Here is a 20,273-nt window from a genome sequence, read left to right as displayed (position 1 = left end):
CCGCGCGCAAGCACGAGGCACCGCGCCCAGGCAGCGGGAGCCACGAGCGAACCCCGGCCCCTCGGCCGTACGTGAACGCTCCCGCCACCGTGCCTCGGTCCCCGTCGCCCCTCAGTCCGCCATCGGCAGATAGACCCGGTTCCCCGCCTCGGCGAACTCCTTGGACTTCTGGGCCATACCCGCCTCGATATCGGCCCGGGAACCACCGTGCTCACGACGGATGTCCTGGGAGATCTTCATCGAGCAGAACTTCGGCCCGCACATGGAGCAGAAGTGAGCCGTCTTGGCCGGCTCCGCCGGGAGGGTCTCGTCGTGGAACTCGCGGGCCGTGTCGGGGTCGAGGGCCAGGTTGAACTGATCCTCCCAGCGGAACTCGAAGCGGGCGTCCGACAACGCGTCGTCCCACTCCTGTGCGCCCGGGTGCCCCTTGGCGAGGTCCGCCGCGTGGGCCGCGATCTTGTAGGTGATGACGCCGGTCTTCACGTCGTCGCGATTGGGCAGTCCCAAGTGCTCCTTGGGCGTGACGTAGCAGAGCATCGCCGTGCCCCACCACGCGATCATCGCGGCACCTATGCCCGAGGTGATGTGGTCGTACGCCGGTGCGACGTCCGTCGTCAGCGGGCCGAGCGTATAGAACGGAGCCTCATCGCAGATCTCCTGCTGCAGGTCGATGTTCTCCTTGATCTTGTGCATCGGGACATGTCCCGGGCCTTCGATCATGGTCTGTACGTGGAATCGCTTCGCGATCCGGTTGAGTTCCCCGAGCGTGCGCAACTCCGCGAACTGGGCCTCGTCGTTGGCGTCGGCGATGGAACCGGGCCGCAGGCCGTCACCGAGGGAGTAGGTGACGTCGTAGGCGGCGAGGATCTCGCACAGTTCCTCGAAGTTCTCGTAGAGGAACGACTCCTTGTGGTGGGCGAGGCACCAGGCAGCCATGATCGAACCACCGCGCGAGACGATGCCGGTCTTGCGGTTCGCGGTGAGCGGCACGTACGCGAGGCGCACACCCGCGTGGACCGTCATGTAGTCCACGCCTTGTTCGGCCTGCTCGATGACGGTGTCCTTGTAGATCTCCCAGGTGAGCTCCTCGGCCTTGCCGTCGACCTTCTCCAGCGCCTGGTACAGCGGCACCGTGCCGATGGGGACGGGGGAGTTGCGCAGCACCCACTCGCGGGTGGTGTGGATGTTCCGGCCGGTGGACAGGTCCATGACCGTGTCGGCGCCCCAGCGGGTCGCCCAGGTCATCTTCTCGACCTCCTCCTCGATGGAGGAGGTGACCGCGGAGTTGCCGATGTTGGCGTTGACCTTCACCAGGAACCGCTTCCCGATGATCATCGGCTCGATCTCGGGGTGATTGACGTTCGCGGGCAGTACGGCCCGGCCGGCGGCGATCTCCTCGCGGACGACCTCGGGCGAGACGTTCTCCCGAACGGCCACGTACTCCATCTCAGGCGTGATCTCCCCGCGTCGTGCGTACGCGAGTTGGGTCACGGCCTGGCCGTCGCGGCTCCGGCGCGGCTGGCGCGGCCGCCCCGGGAACACCGCGTCGAGGTTGCGCAGCCCGCCACGCGGCGAGGTGTGCTTGATCCCGTCGTCCTCAGGGCGGACGGGACGGCCCGCGTACTCCTCTGTGTCTCCCCTGGCGATGATCCAGTTCTCGCGCAGGGGGAGCAGCCCCCGCCTGACGTCGGTCTCCGCGGCCGGATCGGTGTACGGACCGGAGGTGTCGTACAGGGTGACGGACTGTCCGTTGGTGAGATGCACCTGGCGGACCGGCACGCGCAGATCGGGGCGTGAGCCCTCGATGTACGCCTTGTGCCAGCCGATGGACTTCCCGGCCTCCAGAGGCTGTTCACCCTGACTGTTCTCGCCCTGGGACGCGGCGGATGCCCCGTCCGCCTGGCTGGAGGCAGGCGTGCGTGTGTCCTCGATGGTCATGAGACCTACTCCCTACGCCGGCATTACCCGGTAACAGGTTCAGCGGTCGACGCAGCAATTTCCGCCCGACGATGTTCCACGTGAAACATCGCGTCTGCGGAGGTCAGCGCCCTCTCAGCCCGGTGCTCCGAGCTCCCGCGTGTGCAAAGGTGGCTCCACGCTAGCGGCAGATGTGGCGCGGTGAACAGTGGGCATCGCTCGTTCTTGCGATGATCGGTCGGTGACCACGACGCAGCAGCCCCCGCCTCCGCCCCCCGAGCCGCCTCACGGCCATGGCCCTGGAAACGGCCATGGGCATGGCTCCGACGGTGGCCATGGATACGGTTCAGGAGGCGGCCATGGCTCTGGAGGGGGACACGGCTCCGGTGGGGGACACGGCCAAGGCCCGTCCTCCGGCGGCGGACACGGCCATTCGCACAGCCATAGCCACGGCCCTGCCGCGCCCGTGTCGCAGCACCTGCGCAAGGTCATCGCGGCGGTGCTGATCCCCTTCGCGACCGCGGTCGTCGTGGGTCTCGTCGTGCTCTGGCCCGGCGGCGCCCCCGCGCACGAACGCACCGGGGTGGGCTTCGACCGACAGACACAGCAGGCCACCGTCACCAAGGTCGAAGAGGTCAGCTGTTCGTCGGTGAACGCCTCGGGCGGGACCCCGACCGGCGACACGTCCACCGCCGAGGGCTCGTCGGCCCAGCAGCAGGCGAACGGCACCTGCAAGAAGGCCACGGTCCGGGTCGACACCGGTGACGACAAGGGGCGTACCTTCACGGAGATCGTCCAGCCCGACCAGTCACGGCAGTTGGAGCAGGGCCAGGAGGTCGTGGTCGCCTACGAACCCGCCGCACCCAAGGACCTGCAGTACTCGGTGACCGATGTGAACCGGAAGTTCCCGATGGTGCTGCTCGCCGGGATCTTCGCACTCGCCGTGGTGGTCGTGGGCCGGATGCGCGGTCTCATGGCCCTGGTGGCGCTGGCCATCAGCTTCCTGGTGCTGACCCTCTTCATCCTGCCGGCCATCCTGCAGGGCTCGAACCCGCTGGTGGTGGCGGTGGTCGGGGCCAGCGCCATCATGCTCATCGCCCTCTACATGTGCCACGGGCTCTCGGCCCGGACCTCCGTGGCAGTGATCGGCACCCTGATCTCGCTGCTGCTGATCGGCCTGCTGGGTTCGGGTTTCATCGGCTCGGCCTACCTGACCGGCAACACGGACGACAACACCGGTCTGATCCATGGGCTGTACCCGACGATCGACATGAGCGGCCTGTTGCTCGCGGGCGTGATCATCGGCTCGCTCGGCGTGCTCGACGACGTGACGGTCACCCAGACGTCGGCGGTGTGGGAGCTGCACGAGGCCAACCCGACGATGGGCTGGCGGAACCTGTACCGCGCGGGCATCCGGATCGGCCGCGACCACATCGCGTCGGTGGTCAACACCCTCGTTCTGGCCTATGCCGGTGCCGCGCTGCCGCTCCTGCTGCTCTTCTCCATCGCGCAGAGCAGTGTCGGCACGGTCGCCAACAGCGAGCTCGTCGCGGAGGAGATCGTGCGCACGCTCGTCGGCTCGATCGGCCTGGTGGCATCGGTGCCGGTGACTACCGCGCTGGCCGCCCTGGTCGTCTCAGCCGACCGACCGAACAGCGCGGAAGCGGCGTCCGCCCCCGCGCCGGCCCGTGGTGGAAGGGGGCGCCGGCGCAAGCGCTGAAGCGTTACGGCACCCTGGCGCCGTAACGTTCAGCCCGCGCTCTGCTCCTCCGCCAGGATGCGGTCCAGCGCCTCGTCGAGCAGTGCGTCGAAGTCGGCGAGGGAACGCTCCTGCCCCAGCGGCACGAGCTTGTCCGTGCGGTCCAGGAAGGCCACCAGTGGCGCCGTGCCGACCCGGAACATCGCCTGGTCGCTCCCCACCTGCAGGCGGATCAGGACCTCGCCGAACGTCTCCGGATCGGCGGGCGCGATGTGGACGTCCCCGTCCCCGCACGGCCGCCCGACTCCGTCGATGAGCAGCTCCCGCCCGAACGCCCAGGTCACCGGGGCATCTCCGGGCAGGTGAAAGGTCAGCCGCACGGCGTAGGGATCACAGGTCTCGTAACGCAGCTCCACCGGAATGCGGAAGGAGAGTTCTTCCGAGACGAGGAAGCTCATCATGACCTCTGCCTGTACCGACTCGCGCATCGCCTACCCCGCCGTGTTCGTCGACTGGCCAGGAATCATCCGCCTGACACCCCTGGAAGTTTGCTGAAAGTACACGAGAGATCACAAGGAGTGATTTTTCAGATGCTGATAGAGATCGCGAGTGTCCCTAGCAGCTTCCCGATCTCCGTCTGCAACTGATGGGCCACCGGCATCAGCCGGGCCGCCTGGTGCGAGGGCAGCGAGATGGCGAGGGCCCCGGCAGTCGTCCCCACGGTGAGGGGAAGCGCGGCACAGACCGTCCCGAGGGCGTACTCCTGGTGCTCCACCACCGGCTCCATGCGCCCTAGGCGCCCGAGGCGCCGGAGCAGCGTCTCCTCGTCACGAACCGTGTACGGGGTGAGGGACTGCGCCGGGTGGCGGTCCAGGTGGTCGAGGCGGGCCTCCTCGCTCAGTTGGGACAGCAGGCACTGTCCGATGGCGTGGGCGTGCGCCGTCTCGCGGAAGTCGGCCCATTCCTCGACGGCCGGGATGCTCGGGCTCTCGGCGACGCACATGACCTCGATCTCGCCGTCCCGGTAGATGGCGAAGTAGATGGGCACGCCCAGGGTGTCCCGCCAGTGCGCCAGCGCCTCGCTCACCGTGCTGCGACGTTTCTGCTGCGCTCCGCTACTGCTCAGCCGCTCAGCCGCCTCACCGAGGAAGAACAGGCCCTTCTCCCGGCTCAGATAGCCCTCGTGCACCAGGGTGCGGAGCAAGTGGTAGGCCGTGGGCAGCGCGAGACCGGCGTCCCGTGCCAACTGTTTGGCGGGTGCTCCGTGTTCCCGCTCTGCGACGGCCTCCAGCAGCCGCATCGCCCTCTGTACGGACCCGATGAGGGTGCCGGAGTTCGCCTCCGGCACGGTCGGCGGCGCGGGCGAGGGGATGCGGCCGCCTCTCCCCGGCGCGTGCCCGTGGGACGGCGCCGAGCGGACGAGCCCCGTCGTCTGCGCCTGGTTCCGGAGCGGTGGTGCCGGCGGCTGCGCCTCGGTCCTGGACGGCGATGACGGTCCCCGCGCCGACGCCGGGGCCGACCCCGCGGCCGACGGACGCTGCGCCCGTTTCCGGGGCGCGGAAGGCTCGGGCCGCCGCACGTTCTCCTCACCCGGCGAGGTACGGGGCTGCACAGGAGGCGCCAGGGCGGTCGAGGGCGTCGTCCGCGGAGGTGCCGGTGGGCCGTGTGTCTCCGGGGCCCGGACACGTGACGGATCGGCAGCCGTCGCAGGCGTCGATCTGGGGCCCGGCTGCGTAGGAGGAACCGTGCTCTGAGGCGACCGGGAGCGTGGCCGTGCGGACGGAGAGAGCGGTTCTGCTGATGCGGTGTCAGCCGTGGCCAAGGGTCGCTCCCGAAGCGCGAGGAGGGCCGCCCGTGCGGGGGACACGGGAGGAGGTGCGCCGCCCGCGGGGTTCGATCCCGCGGCGAGTTTCCGGACTCTAGCCGCCCGTGACCGCCCCCAGACGGCCCCGCCGGGAAACTTCCCCCTGGCGAGGGAACCTCACGTTCCTGTTACCGTCGCGCCCTGACCGGGCCTCACCCACTCACGCCACAGCCGTTGCACGGCGCTGACGCCTCACCAGTCGCCGCGCGAGGAGGATCCCGCCGTGAACTTCCTGACGACGTAGATCAGTCCGCCGACCAGCGCCACGAAGACCAGCACCTTGAAGAGCAGGCCCACCACGACCTGGACGACGCTGAGTATCAGCCCTCCGAACACCAGCAGGGCGATGACCGGCACCGCGATCCACTTCACCCACCACGGCATCCCCGCGAAGATCTCCCTCATCGCCCTTGCTCCTTGTGTCTCCACCCGTCGCCCGCCACCGGGACACTGATTCCGGGCCTTCTGCTGTCCTGTCATCGATGCTAGGGCGGTGCGAGGGCGTTCCGGGGGCTTCGCAGCCCTTGTCCGTCCCTGATCGTCCCCCTAGGGAACGCCGAAGCGGACGTCAGCCCTCCGGCGGAGAGAACACCACCACGACCCTCAGGTCCTCGGTGATGTGGTGGAACTTGTGGGCGACCCCGGCCGGCACGTACACGACACTGCCGCGTGCCACCTGGGTCGTCTCCAGCCCCACCGTGAGCGAGGCACGGCCGCTGACGACGAGGTACACCTCGTCCTGACTGTGCGGCCTCTGCGGATCCAGCTCACCGGCATCGAGCGCGTACAGACCGACCGACATGTTCCGCTCGCGCAGGAACTGCAGATAGGCACCGTCGTTGGCGGCGCGCTCCGCCTCCAGCTCATCCAACCGGAATGCCTTCATCGACTTAGTCGCCCCTACCCAGTACTCGTACCGATCGCTTCTGCCACGATCAGACACATGATGAATTTCCTAGTCAAGACGATCGCCAACGCGGGCGCCCTGGCGGTCGCGGTGTGGCTGGTCGACAAGATCACGCTGACCGGGGACAGCACGGGCAAGGAGGTCGGCACGCTGCTGCTCGTCGCCCTCGTCTTCGGCCTGGTGAACGCGGTGGTCAAGCCGCTCGTGCGCCTGTTGACCCTCCCCCTGTTCATACTCACGCTCGGCCTGTTCACGCTGGTCGTGAACGCCCTGATGCTCCTGCTCACCTCCTGGCTGGCCGACGTCCTCGACCTGAGCTTCCACGTGGAGGGCTTCTGGACCGCCGTGCTCGGCGGCCTGATCATCTCGATCGTCTCGTGGGCGCTCTCCCTCGTCCTGCCCGACGGGGACTGAGGGTCCGCCATGACGTACCGAGTCTGCTTCGTCTGTACCGGCAACATCTGCCGTTCCCCGATGGCCGAGTCCGTCTTCCGCGCCCATGTCGAAGAAGCGGGGCTCGGCGGGCTGGTGGTGGTCGACAGCGCGGGCACCGGGGGCTGGCACGAGGGCGACGCCGCCGACCCGCGCACGGTCTCCGTCCTGGAGTCGAACGGCTATGAGGGCGTCCACACGGCCCGGCAGTTCCAGGTCTCGTGGTTCTCCCGCCTGGACCTCGTCATTGCCCTCGACGAAGGCCACCTCAAGGCCCTGCGCCGCCTCGCGCCGACGGCGGCGGACGCGGACAAGGTCCGCCTCCTGCGCTCCTACGACCCCGCCGCCGGAGACGACCTCGACGTTCCGGACCCCTACTACGGGGGCATGGACGGATTCGAGGAGTGTCTGGAACTCGTGGAGGCCGCGAGCCCAGGTCTGCTGGCCGCCGTACGGGAGAAAGTGGAGGTAGGGGCCGCATGAGCACCGAGAACCCCGAATCGGGCCCCGGCGAGGGCACCCGCGCGGTGCGCGCCGGCCTGCCCGAGCCCGTCAAGCACGAGCCCACCCTCCCCGGGCCGGTCTTCGCCGCCCACTACCACCTGCCGGGCGAGCCCACGGGCCCGTACGCCTACGGACGCGACCAGAACCCCACCTGGACGCTTCTGGAACGCGCCATCGGCGAACTGGAGGCCCCCGGGCAGGACGACGCCGAGACGGTCGCCTTCGCCTCCGGCATGGCCGCCATCTCGTCCGTCCTCTTCTCCCAGGTCCGCTCCGGGGACGTCGTCGTCCTGCCGAGCGACGGCTACAACGTCCTGCCGCTCGCCGGTGAACAGCTGCGGTCGTACGGCGTGGAGGTGCGCAGCGCGCCGACGGGCGGCGACGCACAGCTCGACGCCCTGGACGGCGCCAGGCTGCTGTGGATCGAGACACCGTCGAACCCGGGGCTGGACGTGTGCGACGTGCGCCGGCTCAGCGAAGCGGCACGAGCGCGAGGGTGTCTCGTGGCCGTCGACAACACACTGGCGACACCGCTCGGACAGCGCCCGCTGGATCTGGGTGCCGACTTCGCCGTGGCCAGCGGAACGAAGCAGTTGACCGGCCACGGGGACGTCCTGCTCGGGTACGTCGCCGGACGCGACCCGGCGCTGATGGCCGGTGTGAGGCGATGGCGCAAGATCGTCGGAGCGATCCCGGGGCCGATGGAGGCCTGGCTCGCGCACCGCTCGCTCGCCACGCTCCAGCTGCGTGCCGACCGGCAGAACGTCAACGCCCTGGCGGTGGCCGAGGCGCTCAAGGGCCGCCCCGAGGTCACCGGGGTGCGCTATCCGGGGCTTCCCGACGACCCCTCGCACAAGATCGCCTCGCAGCAGATGCGGCGCTACGGGTGTGTGGTGTCGTTCGAGCTGCCCACGCGCGCGCGTGCCGACCGTTTCCTCGACGCGCTGCGCCTCGTGGACGACGCCACGAGCTTCGGCGGGGTGCGCTCCACCGCCGAGCGACGCGGCCGTTGGGGAGGTGACGCGGTTCCGGAGGGCTTCATCCGGTTCTCGGCCGGCGCGGAGGACACGGACGATCTCGTGGCGGACGTGCTGCGAGCGCTCGCTGTTGCTACCGACTAGTACCGCGCTACGTACAACGAACGGTCCGAGCCTCCCCCCTCGTGGCTCGGACCGTCCCCGGTTCCGCGCGCGAAGAACCGCGCGACCAAGGCTAGTTGACTCTGTGTCAGTGTCCAATCACAGTAGCGACAGAAACCTATCGACTTATTTATAGTTGGGCGCTCCGAAGCCGGTGTGGGGAGGCGACCATGGATCTGGCCTTACTGCGGACGTTCGTGACCGTGCACCGGGCCGGTTCCTTCACTCGCGCCGCCGCTCTGCTCGGTCTCTCGCAGCCGGCCGTCACGTCCCAGATACGCACGCTGGAGCGCCAGTTGGGCCGCCCGCTCTTCCTGCGCAGGGCCCGGGGCGTGACACCGACGACCATCGGCGACGAGCTCGCCCACAAGGCGGCGCCTCATCTCGACGCGCTGGTGGAGATCGCCGAGACCGGCCTCGACGACGACTCGTCCTTACGGACCCTCCATCTCGCCGGCCCTCCGGAGTTCACCGCCGAGCGGGCGCTGCCCGCGCTCACCGAGCTGAAGGGCGACGACGGCCAGGGCTTCGCGCTGAGGGTCTCCTTCGGAAACTCGGACGAGGCGCTGGAAGGTCTGGCCGCCGGACACCACGACCTGGCCATCACGACCGCCCAGCCGCGTGGTGCCCTGCTCACCGCGGCCCCCCTCTGCGACGAGGAGCACATCCTGGTCGCTGCCCCGAGCTGGGCGGACGTGATCGGTCCGGGCCGGCTGGGGCGCAAGGGGGCGCACGCGCTGGAGGAGCTTCCCCTCGTCGAGGTACACGAGTCACTGCCCTTCGTCGCCCGCTACTGGGCCTCGGTCTTCGACGCCCGGCCCGCCGCCTCCGGGACCGTCGTCGTCCCGGACCTGCGCGCGGTCATCGCCTGCGCGGTCTCGGGCGCAGGACTGGCCGTGGTCCCCCGCTACCTGTGCGCTTCCGCCCTGGAGCGCGGTGACCTCGTCACGCTCCTGGAACCCGCGGTGCCCCCGTTGCGGACCTATTTCCTGGTGGTCCGTACCGGCACCCTGGCCATGCCGCACATAGCGCGGGCCCACGAGTGGCTGCTGGAGACCGCGGCGAACTGGTCCTGAGACCGCCTGGGAACCCCTGGGCGGAGGGGAGCGCCGATCGCGGACCGACCGTGAGCGCCGGGGTGCCCCTCTTCCTCGCGCCGGTGATGTTTCACGTGGAACATGCGGGGCCACATTTCTCCCATGACCGTACGACCCGTGGTCAAGCGCACCGCCCGCGCCGTTCTGCTCGACGGCGACGACCTGATCCTGATCAAGCGGACCAAGCCGGGCATGGATCCCTACTGGCTCACGCCGGGCGGCGGTGTCGAGCCGGAGGACACCACGGTCGTCGACGCGCTCCACCGCGAAGTGCACGAGGAACTCGGCGCCAAGATCACCGATGTGGTGCCCTGTTTCGTGGACACCGTCGAGCACATCGGTGAGGACGGCGGCGCCACCGGGGTGAAGGTCCAGCACTTCTTCGTCTGTCGCCTGGAGTCCATGGACCCCTCCAAGCGACATGGGCCCGAGGTGGACGAGCCACTCGGGGAGTACGAGATCGTGCGCATCCCCTTCACCCGGGTCGGCATCGCCTCCGTACACCTCGTCCCGTTGTCCCTGCGGCACTACCTGGACGGGAACATCGAGGGCGTACGGGCGATGCACGCGCCCGACCTCGGCTGAGCGTCCGCGGACGACCGCCGGAGACCGGCCGCCCGCTCGGTCTCGGCCGTCAGCCGCTCTGCTTGTCCCGGGTGTCAGTCCCCGGCCGCCACCAGTTCCTCCACCGAGTCGTGGCGTATGCGGTCGGCGGAGATACCGGCGGCCTTCAAGGCGTCCACACCGCTGCGGATCATGCCGGGCGGTCCGGAGAGGTAGGCGTCGTACCCGTTCCAGGGTCCATGGTCCCTTATGGCGTCGGGCAGTTGCAGCAGTCCGTGCTTGTCCACGACCGGGCGGACCTCGAGCCACGAGTTGCTCTGCTGCAGCCGTAGCAGGGTGTCCAGGTCATAGAGGTCCTGACCCGTGCGGGCGCCGTAGAAGACCTCGACGGGGCGGTGCCGTCCATGTTCGGCCACGTCTTCCACGATGGCCTTGATCGGCGCTATCCCGGTGCCTCCACCCAGACAGAGCAGGCCGCTGTCGCTGCTGTGATCGACGGTCATCGTGCCTGCCGGCGGTCCCAGTCGCAGCACGTCTCCGGGCCGGGCGCGGTGCACGAGCGAGTTGGAGACCCAGCCCGCGGAGATCGCCTTCACATGGAACGACAGCAACCCGTCCGAGCGGGGCGCCGAGGCGAACGAGTAGTGCCGCCAGATCCGCGGCCACCAAGGGGTCTCCAGGCTCGTGTACTGCCCGGCGAGGAAGGGGTACGGCTGGTTCGGGCGGACGGTGAGGACCGCTGTGTCCGCCGTTCTCAGGTCGTGTGAGACGACCTCGGCGAGCCACCACGGCGGGGAACGCAGCTCGTCCGCGGCCGCAGCGTCGATCATCACCTGGGAGATCGTCGTGTACGTCCTGACCCAGGCGGCCTCGGTCTCCTCGTCCCAGCTCCCCTTGGCGTACCGGCTCAGCGCACCGATCAGGCACTCGCCGACCGCCGGGTAGTGCTCGGCCTGGGTCCCGTACTTGCGATGGCCACGGCCGAGGTTCTGCAGGTAGTCGACGAGGACGGGGGTGTTGTCGATGTGCTCGGCAGCGGTCAGCAGTGCCTTGAGCAAGCGGTCGCGCTGGGCGTCCATGGCCGGGGGGAACATCGACCGCAGTTCGGGGTGCTGGACGAAAAGCAGCGCGTAGAAGTACGAGGTGACCTTGTCGGCGACGGGGCCGACCTCGGCCATGGTCCGCCTGATCAGAACGGCGTCGGGGGAGGGGGGCGCCGTCTGTCCGGCGGGCTCGTCCGGCACGCGCGAGTCGAAGACGGGGTGCTCGATGCCCTGATCCGGGGCGGGCGCAGGGCTGAGTGGGGCGCTGGGAGGAAGGTCCGCACCGGTCTGTATTCGCTCCCGCGCCGCGCCCTCCCGGTGCTGCCGCACGCCGGTCGGTGGCTCCTTGGAGCGACCCACGGGCCTCAGGCCTGCGAGGCGGTTGCCGTCTGGTTCCTGGTCCCCGCCAGGGAGCGCTGGCGATGTGCGAGGCGTGAACCAACCGCCTCCGTCAGCGTCCCCCGAAGTGCCGTTGCCGGCCGACGTGGTGGTCGGAGCGTCCATGGTCTGCCTCGCCTCGAGCATCTTTCGGTCGATCTGCGTACGCCCTCCAGCAGGAAGTCGCACGTTTCCCCCGCGGACGGCCTTGCATTCCCCGTTCGTTCCCCGTCGACCAATGCGGCCACATTCAACCCGGAATCCCGCTCCGTACGGACAAGTAGATGAGAGTGTGACGTGAGCCGCAGCTCCCACGGCAGCGTTCCACATCGCGCGAACGCCCCCGCCTCGTAGCGGTAAACGCAGGTTCTCGATCTCCCTGTCCGGTTAGGCTGCATTGAGCTGCGTTCGTACCCCCACCATGAGACGACTGCATCTCGCTTCGGACACGAACCGGACTCGACCCTACCGGCAGGGCCGTCACACACAAGTCCCCCCTGGCAGTACCAGGAATTCAACTGGTGCGAATCAGCGATTCCTTCAATTACCGGGCGCGCCATACTCATTCATAGGCATCCCACAGGTCCCGCCGCCGAGCGCATACGCAGCCCCGCCTGTGCGCGTATGCCCACAGACGGATGTTTCACGTGAAACATCCGCCCACACGCTGTTCGGTTGTGCACGAGATGGCCAGAACAGCGCACGTCGACAGCAAAGCAGTGGACGCCGGGGGCGTGTGTCGGACAGCCTGACCTGCGTGCCGACACCTTCCCCCACCCTTCTGCCCGTCCGCCGTCTGACGCCTCGCGATCTCATCGCCTGCGCCGACCTGTCCGAGGACCGGGGCTGGCCTCGCGAGGAGCACAAGTGGGGGCTACTGCTGTCGGCCGGCACCGGATACGGCATCGATGACCCCGAGGGCGGGCTGATCACCGCCTGCGTGGTCACCGAGTACGGCCCGGTGGGCCGCCCGGATCTGGGAGCGATCGGGATGGTGCTGGTCGCCGAGCGGCATTCTCGCCAGGGCATCGGCCGACGCCTGATGCGCCACGTCCTCGCGGAGATGGGCACAACACCGCTGACGCTGCACGCCACGCCGAACGGGCGCCCGCTCTACGAGGAGCTCGGCTTCAAGGTCACCGGACGGGCCGAGATGGTGCGCGGGCACTTCACGGCAGGAGGGCCGAACCCCACGGTCTCCACCCGTCCGGCCGCGGCCGAGGATCTCACCACGATCCTTCGGCTCGACGAAGAGGTCTTCGGCACGGACCGCACCCATATCCTCACCCGGCTCCCCGCGTTCGCCGACCAACTGCGCGTCGCGCAGGAGAACGGCAAGATCATCGGATACGCGGCAGCCTGGCCCAATCTCGACACCCAGGTCGTCGGTCCGCTGATCGCCCGTGACACCGAGGTGGCGAAGGCGCTCATCGCTTCCCTCGCCGCCCACACCGATCTGCCGTTGCGCACCGACATCGACGTTCGCCACGAGGAACTGCTGACCTGGGTGAAGGACCGCGGTCTGGCGCCGATCGCCTTCAACTCCGTGATGACGTACGGGATCTCCGAGCTGCCGGGTGACTGGGCACGGCGCTACGCGCCGCTGACCGTGGCAGCCGGCTGAGGCCGGTATTCCGCGGCCTCAGACCGCCGACCGTCAGTGGTGGGCAGGTGTCGGCCGGGCCCCCGCTCCCACAGATCGCGCGACACCCGAGTCAGCGCTCTCCCTGCGCTCCAGCGCCGCCGCGACGAAGGCCAGCACGAGTGCGCTCACGGCGAGCGCGGCACCGACCCAGTTGGGTGCCGTGTAGCCGAGGCCCGCGTCGATGACGAGGCCGCCGAGCCAGGCGGCGAGCGCGTTGCCGAGGTTGAAGGCACCGATGTTCACGGCCGAGGCCAGGGTGGGAGCGCCATGCGCCTGGTCGAGGACCCTCTTCTGCAACGGCGGCACGGTCGCGAAGCCGAGTGCGCCGACCAGCGTGAGGGTGACAGCGGCCGCGATCTTGTCGTGAGCGGTGAAGGAGAACAGGGCGAGGACGACAGCCAGGGCGCCCAGTGAGACGTACAGCATGGGCATCAGCGCGCGGTCCGCGTACTTGCCACCCACCAGGTTGCCACCGACCATGCCGAGGCCGAAGAGAACGAGGAGCCAGGTGACGGAGGAGTCGGCGAAGCCGGCGACACGCGTCATCATCGGCGCGACGTAGGTGACTGCCGCGAAGACCCCGCCGAAGCCCAGCACCGTCATCGCCATGGCCAGCAACACCTGGACGTTCTTGAAGGCTGCCAGCTCGTGCCTGAGGCGGACCTCTTCCGGCCTGGGCATCTCGGGAACCAGGCGGGCGACGCCCAGCAGCCCGACGACGCCCAGGGCCGTGACTGCGGCGAACGAGAACCGCCAGCCGACGGACTGTCCGATCAGCGTGCCCAGGGGAACACCGACAACGTTGGCGACGGTCAGACCGCTGAACATCATCGCGAGAGCACCGGCCTTCCGGTCCGGGGCGACGAGGTCGGCCGCGACCACCGAGCCGATACCGAAGAAGGCCCCGTGCGCGAGAGAGGCGACCACACGCCCGAGGAGCATGACGGAGTAGGACGGGGCAAGCGTGGAGAGCAGGTTGCCCACGATGAACAGGACCATCAGCAGCATGAGCATGCGCTTGCGGGACACCCGCGTGCCCAGGGCGGTCATGGTCGGGGCTCCGAGCACGACACCGAGTGCGTAACCGGTCACGAGGAACCCCGCAGCCGGGATGGAGACATCGAATTCATCGGCGACCTCGGGCAGGACTCCCATGATCACGAACTCGGTCGTACCGATACCGAAGGCCCCGATCGCAAGAGCCAGAAGCGCGAGAGGCATGAGGGCATACACCTTCCGAAAGATTGCATGAGAGCTTTACCAGCGTACACAATAGTTGCAGACGCTTGCTATCGTCGACTGCTGGCAATTGCCAAGCTGGCCTATCCTGGGGACGACGGTTCGGGACGGAGGGACGATCGATGACAGCCACAGATCCCGCGCTCACCGCCCTCGCCCAGGGCTGGTGCGCCCTCTCCCTGTTGCACGGGAGGATCGAGGCCCACATCGAGCGCGCACTCCAGGCCGGGCACGACCTGAGCGTGCGCGAGTACTCGCTGCTCGATGTGCTCAGTCGCCAGCACGACGGTGAGGGTGGGCACCTGCAGATGAAGCAGGTCGCCGACGCGGTCGTCCTCAGTCAGAGCGCGACCACCCGTCTGGTCACTCGGCTCGAGGATCGCGGACTGCTCTCGCGCTATCTGTGTCCGACCGACCGCCGGGGTATCTACACCGATGTCTCCGAGGCGGGTCTGCGACTCCTCGCGGCAGCACGCCCCACCAATGACACCGCCCTGCGCGAGGCTCTGGACGCGGCCGCCGAGAACCCCGAACTGGCCCCCCTCGTCCGCGTCGTGGAGTCACTGAGCGTGTCCGTATAGGGTGCGGACATGGGAGATCTGGACATTCGCCCGGCGACCGAGGACGACGTCCCGGAGATCGTCGCGATGCTGGCCGACGATCCCTTGGGCGCCCAGCGCGAATCACCGGACGACCTGGCCCCTTACCTCACCGCCCTGGAGCGCCTCAGTAATGACCCCCAGCAACACGTGGTGGTCGCCGTCCGTCGGGGCCGTGTCGTCGGCACACTCCAACTGACGATCGTTCCAGGGCTCTCCAGACGCGGCACCACCCGCGCGATCATCGAAGGCGTACGGGTGCACGCCGATGAGCGCGGCACCGGACTCGGTACACAGCTCATCGAGTGGGCGATCGACTCATCACGAGCTGAGGGCTGTCAGTTGGTGCAGCTGACGTCCGACGTCACGCGGACCGAAGCCCATCGCTTCTACGAGCGACTCGGATTCCAGGCCACCCACGTGGGTTTCAAGCTGCCGCTCTGAGACGGCGCCGGTGAAGGGCTGTCGGGTCGTGTTTCACGTGAAACATCGCAAGACGGGCCCCTCACAGCCACAGATACGGGCTATGCGATCCCTCGCCACCCCTCGGGATCCACTCCACCGGGCACCGGAGCCCCCTCGTCGTACGGCTGACGCGTGAACACGAACGATCCGAGGTCCAGGTGGCTCACGGTCCCGTCGGGCCCTCGTACGGCCCGCAGGAGCTCTCCGGCGAAGTAGCCGTTGAGCCCCGTCCAGCTGCCGTCGTCGTTTCGTCGGAAACGAGCACAGCGCAGGGTCGCGGCGAGCGGCTCCAGCGAGAGACCTCCCCCGGCAGTGAGCCGGAGCACGAAGCTGTACGTCCCCCAGTACCAGGGGCCGACCAACTCCAGGGCTGATCGGTCCACTTCGGTCAGCGGCCGCCACGGCTCGGGGATCCGCGGCTCGGCCTCCGCCACGATGCGTACGAGGTCGGCGGCCACCTCCGACAGCGCCGGCCCGGAGGTGCAGTTGGTCAGCACCACGGCTGCCACATCGTCCTCGACACTGATGGTCAGCTGGGCGAGGAAACCCGGCACCGAGCCCCCATGACCGACGAGGAACCGGCCGTCACGGTGCTGCAACTGCATCCCGAGCCCGTACGCCGCTCCGGCCGCCACATCGGCGGCCTCCCCCGGCGCGGCCGGCGTCCGCATCTCCAGGACCGACTCCGCGCTCAGCACCCGCTCGTCCCCCTTGGCCAGGAAGGCCGCGAAGCGCGCCAAGTCACCTGTCGTGGACCATAGTTGACCGGCGGGCCCCATACGGCCCAGGTCCTCGACCTGCTCCGGCAGCATCACGTCCGCCCAGGGGTGCACGGCCCAGCCACCGGCGTGCGGCGCCTCCGGGTGCCAGGTCGTGCGGCGCAGGCCGAGCGGTTCGAGCACCTCGCGTCGCAGGACCTCTTCCCAGGGAGCACCTCGCAGCTCTTCGACGAGCGCGCCGAGAAGCGTGAACCCGGGGTTGGAGTAGTGGAAGCGACGGCCCACGGGATGGCGGTGGGGCTGCTCCCCGAGAACGTCGGCAAGCTCGGGGCGCAGTGACCCCGAGGTCCGCTCCCACCAGGGCGAAGGGGACTCCGCCGCCAGTCCTCCTGTGTGCGCGAGCAGTTCGGCGACGGTCGCCTCCCCCGCGCCTGTCCCCGGCAGGTGCTTCTCCAGCGGGTCACCGAGGTCCAGCACGCCCTCGTCACGCAGCCGCATGACCAGAACGGCGGTGAAGGTCTTGGTGATCGAACCGATCCGGTACTGCACGTTCGCGTCCGGCCCGTGCCCGGCCACCGAGGTCCGCGCCCCGTTCCACACCGTCTCCCCGCCCCGGACCACCGCGGCCACCAGAGACGGAGCCCGCCCCTCGGTCTGAGCGACGGCGATGCGGTGCAACAGTGCCCGGCGTGTGGCGGGGAGCAACTCTTCATGAGGTGTTGTCATGCGCTCAGTCCACCGGGCCCGACACCAGGAGTCGAGCGCATTTCACCCGGTCAGGTCTGTGCCATGTCCACGAATCGCGAGTAGTGGCCCTGGAAGGCGACCGTGATCGTGGCCGTCGGACCGTTACGGTGCTTGCCCACGATGATGTCGGCCTCGCCCGCCCGCGGCGACTCCTTCTCGTAGGCGTCCTCGCGATGCAGCAGGATCACCATGTCCGCGTCCTGCTCGATCGATCCCGACTCACGCAGGTCGGAGACCATGGGCTTCTTGTCCGTACGCTGCTCGGGGCCACGGTTGAGCTGTGACAGGGCGATCACCGGCAGCTCCAGCTCCTTGGCCAGCAGCTTCAGGTTTCGCGACATGTCCGAGACTTCCTGCTGACGGCTCTCGGACCGCTTGCCGCCGGACTGCATGAGCTGCAGATAGTCGATGATGACGAGCTTCAGATCGTTGCGCTGCTTCAAGCGCCGGCACTTGGCGCGGATCTCCATCATCGACAGGTTCGGGGAGTCGTCGATGTAGAGCGGCGCGGCCGACACGTCCGGCATTCGGCGGGCCAGGCGCGTCCAGTCCTCGTCGGTCATCGTGCCGGAGCGCATGTGGTGAAGGGCCACACGTGCCTCCGCCGACAGCAGACGCATCGCGATCTCGTTGCGCCCCATCTCGAGCGAGAAGATCACGCTCGGCATGTTGTGCTTGATCGAACAGGCGCGCGCGAAGTCCAGCGCCAGCGTGGACTTACCCATGGCGGGACGGGCCGCGATGATAATCATCTGCCCCGGGTGCAGACCATTGGTGAGCTGGTCGAGATCCGTGAACCCGGTCGGCACACCGGTCATCTCCCCCGACCGCGAACCGATCGCCTCGATCTCGTCGAGCGCGCCCTCCATGATGTCGCCGAGCGGCAGATAGTCCTCGGTCGTGCGCTGCTCGGTGACCGCGAAGATCTCCGCCTGGGCCCTGTTGACGATCTCGTCGACGTCGTCGTCGGCCGCGTATCCCATCTGGGTGATGCGGGTGCCGGCCTCGACCAGGCGGCGCAGGACGGCACGCTCATGGACGATCTCCGCGTAGTACTCGGCGTTCGCCGCCGTCGGCACCGTCTGGACGAGCGTGTGCAGATAGGAGGCGCCGCCCACCTTGGTGATCTCGCCGCGCTTGGTGAGCTCGGCGGCGATGGTGATGGGGTCGGCGGGCTCGCCCTTGGCATAGACGTCGAGGATCGCCTGGTAGATGGTTTCATGTGCCGGCTTGTAGAAGTCGGGACCCTTGAGAATCTCGACCACGTCGGCGATGGCGTCCTTGGACAGCAGCATGCCGCCGAGGACGGACTGCTCGGCGTCGAGGTCCTGCGGTGGTACGCGTTCGAAGGCCGAACCCCCGCCGTCCCACTCCCGGTTGTCCCGGCCCCGGTCGTGCCGCTCGTCCCTGCTCCGGTCACCGTCCGGACGTCGGCGGGAAGAAGGCAGACGATCACTGGGCCCGCTGTCGGCCCACGGGTCGTCCAGGGGCTCGGAAATGCTCACCGAGCGACCTCCTCCCGTCCGCCGAGCGGACCTCGCCGTGCTTCTCATTTCTACGGCACGACACTGACAAATGAGAGGCCCAACTCCGGTTCTGGCACGTCGGTTTTGCGAGGTTTCCGCGATCAGCCAGGGAGTGGGCGCCGCACCACCGTAGGCCCGTCGGCACCGTCAGCCAATCTGGTTATCCACAGGCCATGTGGACGACGGGCCAGATGCTGTGGAGAACTCCGCAAAACCTGTGCACGACTCGGTGGACAGGCCTGTGAACAAGACCCGGGTTACATGTTCACCACCATCCTGACCTGCAGCTTTACCGTCCACGGGCTGTGCAGAAGAAAAACTTTCTCGACCGGCTCAAGATCATCAAGATCGGCGCACGAGAACGCACCCGGCCAGGCCGCATGTAATGACTGCAAGCGCTTTGCATCTCTTACCTGTGGAAGATTAGATTGGTGCTCATGACACAGGCTTCCGAGACCACCAAGGCCACCCGGCGTCGGCACGATCGAGAGATCATCACGCTGGCCGTTCCGGCCTTCGGCGCGCTCGTCGCGGAGCCACTCTTCCTCATGGTCGACACCGCCGTCGTCGGCCACCTCGGCACCGCCCAACTGGCCGGTCTCGGCGTCGCCTCGGCCCTCCTCGTCACCGCGGTGAGCGTCTTCGTCTTCCTCGCCTACGCCACCACGGCCGCCGTTGCCCGCCGCGTGGGAGCCGGAGATCTACGGGCCGCCATCCGTCAGGGCCTGGACGGTATCTGGCTGGCCCTGCTGCTCGGAGCGGCCGTCGTCTGCGTCGTCGTCCCCATGACCCCCACCCTCGTGTCCCTCTTCGGGGCCTCGGACACGGCGGCTCCCTACGCCACGACCTATCTGCGGATCTCGGCCCTCGGCATCCCGGCCATGCTCGTGGTGCTCGCCGCCACGGGTGTCCTGCGTGGTCTCCAGGACACGAAGACACCGCTGTATGTCGCCGTGGCGGGCTTCGTCGCCAACGGTGCCTTGAACGCGGGCCTCGTCTATGGGGCCGACCTCGGTATCGCCGGATCCGCCTGGGGCACGGTCATCGCCCAACTCGGCATGGCCACCGCATATCTCTGGGTCGTGATCCGTGGCGCCCGCAGACACGGCGCCTCACTGCGTCCGGACATCGTCGGCATACGAGCCTCGGCCCAGGCAGGGATGCCCCTGCTGGTCCGTACGCTCTCGCTGCGGGCGATCCTCATGATCGCCACCGCGGTGGCCGCCCGGCTCGGGGACGAGGACATCGCCGCACACCAGATCATCCTCTCGCTCTGGAGCCTGCTCGCCTTCGCCCTGGACGCGATCGCCATCGCCGGACAGGCCATCATCGGCCGCTACCTCGGCGCGGGGGACGCCCAAGGAGCTCGCGATGCCTGCCGCCGGATGGTCCAGTGGGGAGTCGCCACGGGTTCCCTGCTCGGCCTTTTGGTGATCGCCGCCCGTCCCTTGTTCATCCCGCTCTTCACGAGCGATCCGACGGTCCAGGAAGCAGCACTGCCCGCTCTGGTCGTGGTGGCGCTCGCCCAGCCGATCTCCGGCGTCGTCTTCGTGCTCGACGGAGTACTGATGGGCGCGGGAGACGGCCCCTACCTGGCCCGGGCCATGCTCCTCACCCTGGCGGTCTTCGTCCCGACCGCGCTGCTCGTCCCCACCTTCGGCGGCGGTCTGACCGCCCTCTGGGGCGCCATGACGCTGATGATGGCGACCCGCATGCTGACCCTGTGGCTGCGGTCCCGGTCCGGGCTCTGGATCGTCACAGGTGCGACGCGCTGAGTTCCGGGCGATGC

Annotated in this window: 19 protein-coding genes; 10 read left to right on the top strand and 9 right to left on the bottom strand. The window is 68.6% G+C overall.

The genetic code is table 11. The features are described from left to right. Window positions 1–111: 111 nt before the first annotated feature. Entirely contained in the window at window positions 112–1,938 is a 1,827-nt protein-coding gene (gene thiC, locus ACZ9QC_RS21380) for a phosphomethylpyrimidine synthase ThiC (protein ID WP_472914606.1), read from the bottom strand. A 220-nt stretch (window positions 1,939–2,158) separates the two neighbouring features. Between thiC and ACZ9QC_RS21375 the strand changes: the two genes are divergently transcribed. Further along, window positions 2,159–3,637, top strand: a complete 1,479-nt coding sequence (locus ACZ9QC_RS21375; protein WP_472914605.1) for a YibE/F family protein — start codon at window positions 2,159–2,161, stop codon at window positions 3,635–3,637. A gap of 29 nt (window positions 3,638–3,666) precedes the next feature. On the opposite strand, the gene ACZ9QC_RS21370 is transcribed toward ACZ9QC_RS21375, so the two are convergent. From ACZ9QC_RS21370 to ACZ9QC_RS21355, 4 genes are all read right to left on the bottom strand, one after another. Further along, complete coding sequence (locus ACZ9QC_RS21370) at window positions 3,667–4,104, bottom strand: SsgA family sporulation/cell division regulator (RefSeq protein WP_033530686.1); 438 nt, start codon at window positions 4,102–4,104, stop codon at window positions 3,667–3,669. Window positions 4,105–4,202: 98 nt separating this feature from the next. After that, on the bottom strand, window positions 4,203–4,916 hold the full coding sequence (locus ACZ9QC_RS21365; RefSeq protein WP_472921751.1) for an IclR family transcriptional regulator: 714 nt from the start codon (window positions 4,914–4,916) through the stop codon (window positions 4,203–4,205). 756 nt (window positions 4,917–5,672) lie between these two features. After that, window positions 5,673–5,885 carry a DUF5326 family protein gene (locus tag ACZ9QC_RS21360; protein WP_215456892.1) on the bottom strand — a complete coding sequence of 71 codons (213 nt, stop codon included), beginning with the start codon at window positions 5,883–5,885 and terminating at the stop codon, window positions 5,673–5,675. A 163-nt stretch (window positions 5,886–6,048) separates the two neighbouring features. Further along, window positions 6,049–6,366, bottom strand: coding sequence for a cupin domain-containing protein (locus ACZ9QC_RS21355; RefSeq protein ID WP_033530837.1), 318 nt, complete (start codon window positions 6,364–6,366; stop codon window positions 6,049–6,051). A gap of 57 nt (window positions 6,367–6,423) precedes the next feature. On the opposite strand from ACZ9QC_RS21355, the gene ACZ9QC_RS21350 reads away from it, so the two are divergent. From ACZ9QC_RS21350 to ACZ9QC_RS21330, 5 genes are all read left to right on the top strand, one after another. Further along, the gene (locus ACZ9QC_RS21350) at window positions 6,424–6,801 is read left to right on the top strand and encodes a phage holin family protein (RefSeq protein WP_472914604.1); all 378 of its coding nucleotides are present in this window, start codon (window positions 6,424–6,426) and stop codon (window positions 6,799–6,801) included. A gap of 9 nt (window positions 6,802–6,810) precedes the next feature. Next, complete coding sequence (locus tag ACZ9QC_RS21345) at window positions 6,811–7,302, top strand: low molecular weight protein-tyrosine-phosphatase (RefSeq protein WP_472914603.1); 492 nt, start codon at window positions 6,811–6,813, stop codon at window positions 7,300–7,302. Continuing rightward, window positions 7,299–8,444, top strand: coding sequence for a cystathionine gamma-lyase (locus ACZ9QC_RS21340; RefSeq protein WP_472914602.1), 1,146 nt, complete (start codon window positions 7,299–7,301; stop codon window positions 8,442–8,444). The genes ACZ9QC_RS21345 and ACZ9QC_RS21340 overlap by 4 nt, the downstream gene beginning before the upstream one ends. A 188-nt stretch (window positions 8,445–8,632) precedes the next feature. After that, the gene (locus ACZ9QC_RS21335) at window positions 8,633–9,538 is read left to right on the top strand and encodes a LysR family transcriptional regulator (RefSeq protein WP_472914601.1); all 906 of its coding nucleotides are present in this window, start codon (window positions 8,633–8,635) and stop codon (window positions 9,536–9,538) included. A 123-nt stretch (window positions 9,539–9,661) separates the two neighbouring features. Next, on the top strand, window positions 9,662–10,144 hold the full coding sequence (locus ACZ9QC_RS21330; RefSeq protein WP_033530680.1) for an NUDIX domain-containing protein: 483 nt from the start codon (window positions 9,662–9,664) through the stop codon (window positions 10,142–10,144). A 74-nt stretch (window positions 10,145–10,218) separates the two neighbouring features. On the opposite strand, the gene ACZ9QC_RS21325 is transcribed toward ACZ9QC_RS21330, so the two are convergent. After that, window positions 10,219–11,691: a globin domain-containing protein gene (locus tag ACZ9QC_RS21325; protein ID WP_472914600.1), complete on the bottom strand. Its 1,473-nt coding sequence runs from the start codon at window positions 11,689–11,691 to the stop codon at window positions 10,219–10,221. Window positions 11,692–12,301: 610 nt separating this feature from the next. On the opposite strand from ACZ9QC_RS21325, the gene ACZ9QC_RS21320 reads away from it, so the two are divergent. Continuing rightward, window positions 12,302–13,168, top strand: coding sequence for a GNAT family N-acetyltransferase (locus tag ACZ9QC_RS21320; protein ID WP_472914599.1), 867 nt, complete (start codon window positions 12,302–12,304; stop codon window positions 13,166–13,168). 33 nt (window positions 13,169–13,201) lie between these two features. Here the strand turns inward: ACZ9QC_RS21320 and ACZ9QC_RS21315 are convergent, their stop codons facing one another. Further along, window positions 13,202–14,410 (bottom strand): MFS transporter, encoded by a 1,209-nt coding sequence (locus tag ACZ9QC_RS21315; RefSeq protein ID WP_472914598.1) that lies wholly within the window; start codon window positions 14,408–14,410, stop codon window positions 13,202–13,204. Window positions 14,411–14,550: 140 nt separating this feature from the next. On the opposite strand from ACZ9QC_RS21315, the gene ACZ9QC_RS21310 reads away from it, so the two are divergent. Next, window positions 14,551–15,009 (top strand): MarR family winged helix-turn-helix transcriptional regulator, encoded by a 459-nt coding sequence (locus ACZ9QC_RS21310; protein ID WP_472914597.1) that lies wholly within the window; start codon window positions 14,551–14,553, stop codon window positions 15,007–15,009. Window positions 15,010–15,018: 9 nt separating this feature from the next. Then, complete coding sequence (locus ACZ9QC_RS21305; RefSeq protein WP_472914596.1) at window positions 15,019–15,471, top strand: GNAT family N-acetyltransferase; 453 nt, start codon at window positions 15,019–15,021, stop codon at window positions 15,469–15,471. Between the two features lie 80 nt (window positions 15,472–15,551). Here the strand turns inward: ACZ9QC_RS21305 and ACZ9QC_RS21300 are convergent, their stop codons facing one another. Both ACZ9QC_RS21300 and dnaB read right to left on the bottom strand, forming a co-directional pair. Then, a complete protein-coding gene (locus tag ACZ9QC_RS21300; protein WP_472914595.1) occupies window positions 15,552–16,937 on the bottom strand; it encodes a serine hydrolase domain-containing protein in 1,386 nt (461 codons plus the stop codon). Between the two features lie 50 nt (window positions 16,938–16,987). Then, window positions 16,988–18,463, bottom strand: coding sequence for a replicative DNA helicase (dnaB, locus tag ACZ9QC_RS21295; RefSeq protein ID WP_472914594.1), 1,476 nt, complete (start codon window positions 18,461–18,463; stop codon window positions 16,988–16,990). 449 nt (window positions 18,464–18,912) lie between these two features. Here dnaB and ACZ9QC_RS21290 point away from each other — a divergent pair, with 449 nt between their 5' ends. Next, entirely contained in the window at window positions 18,913–20,259 is a 1,347-nt protein-coding gene (locus ACZ9QC_RS21290; protein ID WP_472914593.1) for an MATE family efflux transporter, read from the top strand. Window positions 20,260–20,273: the final 14 nt, after the last annotated feature.

It is taken from the genome of Streptomyces sp. HUAS MS02 (assembly GCF_055702265.1).
The sequence above is the reverse complement of the archived record's forward strand: the minus strand, read 5'-3'. Positions and strand labels throughout refer to the sequence as shown.